Annotated in this window: 1 protein-coding gene, 2 tRNA genes and 3 rRNA genes; 1 reads left to right on the forward strand and 5 read right to left on the reverse strand. The window is 51.8% G+C overall.

Going from position 1 to position 5,707, the window contains the following annotated elements; genetic code table 11:
* Positions 1-20: 20 nt before the first annotated feature.
* The 5 genes from rrf to ACWKWM_RS27775 form a co-directional block, all read right to left on the reverse strand.
* Positions 21-136: ribosomal RNA gene (rrf, locus tag ACWKWM_RS27755) — 5S ribosomal RNA — on the reverse strand.
* Positions 137-295: 159 nt separating this feature from the next.
* Positions 296-3,188: ribosomal RNA gene (locus tag ACWKWM_RS27760) — 23S ribosomal RNA — on the reverse strand.
* Between the two features lie 232 nt (positions 3,189-3,420).
* Positions 3,421-3,496 (reverse strand) — tRNA-Ala (locus ACWKWM_RS27765).
* Positions 3,497-3,524: 28 nt separating this feature from the next.
* A tRNA-Ile gene (locus tag ACWKWM_RS27770) sits at positions 3,525-3,601 on the reverse strand.
* An 80-nt stretch (positions 3,602-3,681) separates the two neighbouring features.
* A 16S ribosomal RNA gene (locus tag ACWKWM_RS27775) occupies positions 3,682-5,220 on the reverse strand.
* The 16S, 23S and 5S rRNA genes sit together here with 2 tRNA genes alongside, the layout of an rRNA operon.
* A gap of 299 nt (positions 5,221-5,519) precedes the next feature.
* On the opposite strand from ACWKWM_RS27775, the gene ACWKWM_RS27780 reads away from it, so the two are divergent.
* On the forward strand, positions 5,520-5,707 hold a 188-nt coding region (locus ACWKWM_RS27780; RefSeq protein ID WP_483849166.1), incomplete at its 3' end, for a hypothetical protein.

A 5,707-nucleotide genomic window follows, 5' to 3' on the forward strand; every position in this document is an offset into this window, starting at 1 on the left:
TGAGGGGTTTCGGAATTTAATCTTGACGATGACCTACTCTCACATGGGGAAACCCCACACTACCATCGGCGATGCATCGTTTCACTGCTGAGTTCGGGATGGGATCAGGTGGTTCCAACGCTCTATGGTCGTCAAGAAATTCGGGTACCGAGTCGCTGCGCCTGTCGCCAGGGCTTCGCTTCGGCAAATCGGGTATGTGATCAGGTTCGTTCGTGCTGCAAACTTTCAGCGTCTGTCATCTTCACAGTCACCGCAATCTGATGCCCTCTCAGGTCACAAATTGCTTGGGTGTTATATGGTCAAGCCTCACGGGCAATTAGTATTGGTTAGCTCAACGCCTCACAGCGCTTACACACCCAACCTATCAACGTCGTAGTCTTCGACGGCCCTTCAGGGAACTCAAGGTTCCAGTGAGATCTCATCTTGAGGCAAGTTTCCCGCTTAGATGCTTTCAGCGGTTATCTTTTCCGAACATAGCTACCCGGCAATGCCACTGGCGTGACAACCGGAACACCAGAGGTTCGTCCACTCCGGTCCTCTCGTACTAGGAGCAGCCCCTCTCAAATCTCAAACGTCCACGGCAGATAGGGACCGAACTGTCTCACGACGTTCTAAACCCAGCTCGCGTACCACTTTAAATGGCGAACAGCCATACCCTTGGGACCGGCTTCAGCCCCAGGATGTGATGAGCCGACATCGAGGTGCCAAACACCGCCGTCGATATGAACTCTTGGGCGGTATCAGCCTGTTATCCCCGGAGTACCTTTTATCCGTTGAGCGATGGCCCTTCCATACAGAACCACCGGATCACTAAGACCTACTTTCGTACCTGCTCGACGTGTCTGTCTCGCAGTCAAGCGCGCTTTTGCCTTTATACTCTACGACCGATTTCCGACCGGTCTGAGCGCACCTTCGTACTCCTCCGTTACTCTTTAGGAGGAGACCGCCCCAGTCAAACTACCCACCATACACTGTCCTCGATCCGGATAACGGACCTGAGTTAGAACCTCAAAGTTGCCAGGGTGGTATTTCAAGGTTGGCTCCACGCGAACTGGCGTCCACGCTTCAAAGCCTCCCACCTATCCTACACAAGCAAATTCAAAGTCCAGTGCAAAGCTATAGTAAAGGTTCACGGGGTCTTTCCGTCTAGCCGCGGATACACTGCATCTTCACAGCGATTTCAATTTCACTGAGTCTCGGGTGGAGACAGCGCCGCCATCGTTACGCCATTCGTGCAGGTCGGAACTTACCCGACAAGGAATTTCGCTACCTTAGGACCGTTATAGTTACGGCCGCCGTTTACCGGGGCTTCGATCAAGAGCTTCGCGTTAGCTAACCCCATCAATTAACCTTCCGGCACCGGGCAGGCGTCACACCCTATACGTCCACTTTCGTGTTTGCAGAGTGCTGTGTTTTTAATAAACAGTCGCAGCGGCCTGGTATCTTCGACCGGCATGGGCTTACGGAGCAAGTCCTTCACCCTCACCGGCGCACCTTCTCCCGAAGTTACGGTGCCATTTTGCCTAGTTCCTTCACCCGAGTTCTCTCAAGCGCCTTGGTATTCTCTACCCAACCACCTGTGTCGGTTTGGGGTACGGTTCCTGGTTACCTGAAGCTTAGAAGCTTTTCTTGGAAGCATGGCATCAACCACTTCGTGTTCAAAAGAACACTCGTCATCAGCTCTCGGCCTTGAAACCCCGGATTTACCTAAGATTTCAGCCTACCACCTTAAACCTGGACTACCAACGCCAGGCTGGCCTAGCCTTCTCCGTCCCTCCATCGCAATAACCAGAAGTACAGGAATATTAACCTGTTTTCCATCGACTACGCTTTTCAGCCTCGCCTTAGGGACCGACTAACCCTGCGTCGATTAACGTTGCGCAGGAAACCTTGGTCTTTCGGCGTGGGTGTTTTTCACACCCATTGTCGTTACTCATGTCAGCATTCGCACTTCTGATACCTCCAGCAAGCTTCTCAACTCACCTTCACAGGCTTACAGAACGCTCCTCTACCGCATCATCATAAGATGATACCCGTAGCTTCGGTGCATGGTTTGAGCCCCGTTACATCTTCCGCGCAGGCCGACTCGACTAGTGAGCTATTACGCTTTCTTTAAAGGGTGGCTGCTTCTAAGCCAACCTCCTAGCTGTCTAAGCCTTCCCACATCGTTTCCCACTTAACCATGACTTTGGGACCTTAGCTGACGGTCTGGGTTGTTTCCCTTTTCACGACGGACGTTAGCACCCGCCGTGTGTCTCCCATGCTCGGCACTTGTAGGTATTCGGAGTTTGCATCGGTTTGGTAAGTCGGGATGACCCCCTAGCCGAAACAGTGCTCTACCCCCTACAGTGATACATGAGGCGCTACCTAAATAGCTTTCGAGGAGAACCAGCTATCTCCGAGCTTGATTAGCCTTTCACTCCGATCCACAGGTCATCCGCTAACTTTTCAACGGTAGTCGGTTCGGTCCTCCAGTTAGTGTTACCCAACCTTCAACCTGCCCATGGATAGATCGCCCGGTTTCGGGTCTATTCCCAGCGACTAGACGCCCTATTAAGACTCGCTTTCGCTACGCCTCCCCTATTCGGTTAAGCTCGCCACTGAAAATAAGTCGCTGACCCATTATACAAAAGGTACGCAGTCACCCAACAAAGTGGGCTCCCACTGCTTGTACGCATACGGTTTCAGGATCTATTTCACTCCCCTCTCCGGGGTTCTTTTCGCCTTTCCCTCACGGTACTGGTTCACTATCGGTCAGTCAGTAGTATTTAGCCTTGGAGGATGGTCCCCCCATGTTCAGACAAGGTTTCTCGTGCCCCGTCCTACTCGATTTCATTGCAAAGAGATTTTCGCGTACAGGGCTATCACCCACTATGGCCGCACTTTCCAGAGCGTTCCGCTAATCTCTAAACAACTTAAGGGCTGGTCCCCGTTCGCTCGCCACTACTAAGGGAATCTCGGTTGATTTCTTTTCCTCAGGGTACTTAGATGTTTCAGTTCCCCTGGTTCGCTCCATACACCTATGTATTCAGTGTAAGGTAACGGTCTTATGACCGCTGGGTTCCCCCATTCAGACATCTCCGGATCACAGTCTGTTTGCCGACTCCCCGAAGCTTTTCGCAGGCTACCACGTCTTTCATCGCCTCTGACTGCCAAGGCATCCACCGTATGCGCTTCTTCACTTGACCATATAACCCCAAGCAATCTGGTTATACTGTGAAGACGACATTCGCCGAAAGTTTGCATTTCACAAACTTTACCTTAGCCCGGACACGCACCAGTGAAAGAGGTGCCCGGTCTATATTTCTATCACATACCCAAATTTTTAAAGAACGATCTAATCAAAGACTAGAAATCAACATTCACCGTCACCTCGACGGAATGTTCATTTCTAAACTCTAACAACGAAACAGCGGTAAGTGGTGGAGCCAAACGGGATCGAACCGTTGACCTCCTGCGTGCAAGGCAGGCGCTCTCCCAGCTGAGCTATGGCCCCGTATTGCTACAGGTTCCCACACAAAAATTGGTGGGTCTGGGCAGATTCGAACTGCCGACCTCACCCTTATCAGGGGTGCGCTCTAACCAACTGAGCTACAGACCCAATTTCGGGCTGTTTCTATCGTCTTCTTCAATGAATCAAGCAATTCGTGTGGGAACTTGTGAAGAAGCTGAGTCTTCGATTAAGGAGGTGATCCAGCCGCAGGTTCCCCTACGGCTACCTTGTTACGACTTCACCCCAGTCATGAATCACACCGTGGTAACCGTCCCCCCGAAGGTTAGACTAGCTACTTCTGGTGCAACCCACTCCCATGGTGTGACGGGCGGTGTGTACAAGGCCCGGGAACGTATTCACCGTGACATTCTGATTCACGATTACTAGCGATTCCGACTTCACGCAGTCGAGTTGCAGACTGCGATCCGGACTACGATCGGTTTTATGGGATTAGCTCCACCTCGCGGCTTGGCAACCCTTTGTACCGACCATTGTAGCACGTGTGTAGCCCAGGCCGTAAGGGCCATGATGACTTGACGTCATCCCCACCTTCCTCCGGTTTGTCACCGGCAGTCTCCTTAGAGTGCCCACCTTAACGTGCTGGTAACTAAGGACAAGGGTTGCGCTCGTTACGGGACTTAACCCAACATCTCACGACACGAGCTGACGACAGCCATGCAGCACCTGTCTCAGTGTTCCCGAAGGCACTCCGCCATCTCTGGCAGATTCACTGGATGTCAAGGCCTGGTAAGGTTCTTCGCGTTGCTTCGAATTAAACCACATGCTCCACCGCTTGTGCGGGCCCCCGTCAATTCATTTGAGTTTTAACCTTGCGGCCGTACTCCCCAGGCGGTCAACTTAATGCGTTAGCTGCGCCACTAAGAGCTCAAGGCTCCCAACGGCTAGTTGACATCGTTTACGGCGTGGACTACCAGGGTATCTAATCCTGTTTGCTCCCCACGCTTTCGCACCTCAGTGTCAGTATCAGTCCAGGTGGTCGCCTTCGCCACTGGTGTTCCTTCCTATATCTACGCATTTCACCGCTACACAGGAAATTCCACCACCCTCTACCATACTCTAGCTTGCCAGTTTTGGATGCAGTTCCCAGGTTGAGCCCGGGGATTTCACATTCAACTTAACAAACCACCTACGCGCGCTTTACGCCCAGTAATTCCGATTAACGCTTGCACCCTCTGTATTACCGCGGCTGCTGGCACAGAGTTAGCCGGTGCTTATTCTGTCGGTAACGTCAAAACAGCAAAGTATTAATTTACTGCCCTTCCTCCCAACTTAAAGTGCTTTACAATCCGAAGACCTTCTTCACACACGCGGCATGGCTGGATCAGGCTTTCGCCCATTGTCCAATATTCCCCACTGCTGCCTCCCGTAGGAGTCTGGACCGTGTCTCAGTTCCAGTGTGACTGATCATCCTCTCAGACCAGTTACGGATCGTCGCCTTGGTGAGCCATTACCTCACCAACTAGCTAATCCGACCTAGGCTCATCTGATAGCGTGAGGTCCGAAGATCCCCCACTTTCTCCCGTAGGACGTATGCGGTATTAGCGTCCGTTTCCGAACGTTATCCCCCACTACCAGGCAGATTCCTAGGCATTACTCACCCGTCCGCCGCTCGCCACCAGGTACAAGTACCCGTGCTGCCGCTCGACTTGCATGTGTTAGGCCTGCCGCCAGCGTTCAATCTGAGCCATGATCAAACTCTTCAGTTCAATTACTTCATGGGTTTTGAGAAAACCCTAAACTTGGCTCAGCAATCGTTGGTTAAACCATGATTTCTCGCGGAGTAACTTGCGATGCTGATAATCAGTTGACATCAGTCTTACAGCACAAGCACCCACACGAATTGCTTGATTCAGTTGTTAAAGAGCGGGTGGTTAAGATCTTTCGTCTCAACCGAGGCGCGCATTCTACAGCGTCTCTTGTTGCTGTCAAGCGGTTATTTTAAGAAGTTTTCAAAGTTTCGCTTGGAAATCCTTAACAACTTCAACCACTTGCGCCCTGGAGTGACTTGGCGTCTCTCGTCAGCGGGAGGCGAATTCTACAGCGTTACAACCTGCTGTCAACTGCCTTTTTCACCGCTGTCGATTTAACCGTCAAACCGAAGCATTCCTCGCCGCTTACTTCGTCCAACTACTTGATATTCAAGAAGTTTTCCGTTTCGTCTGCGCCGGAAGTGGGGCGAATTATAGACAGATC

This window comes from Pseudomonas rosaeacicularis (assembly GCF_057128745.1).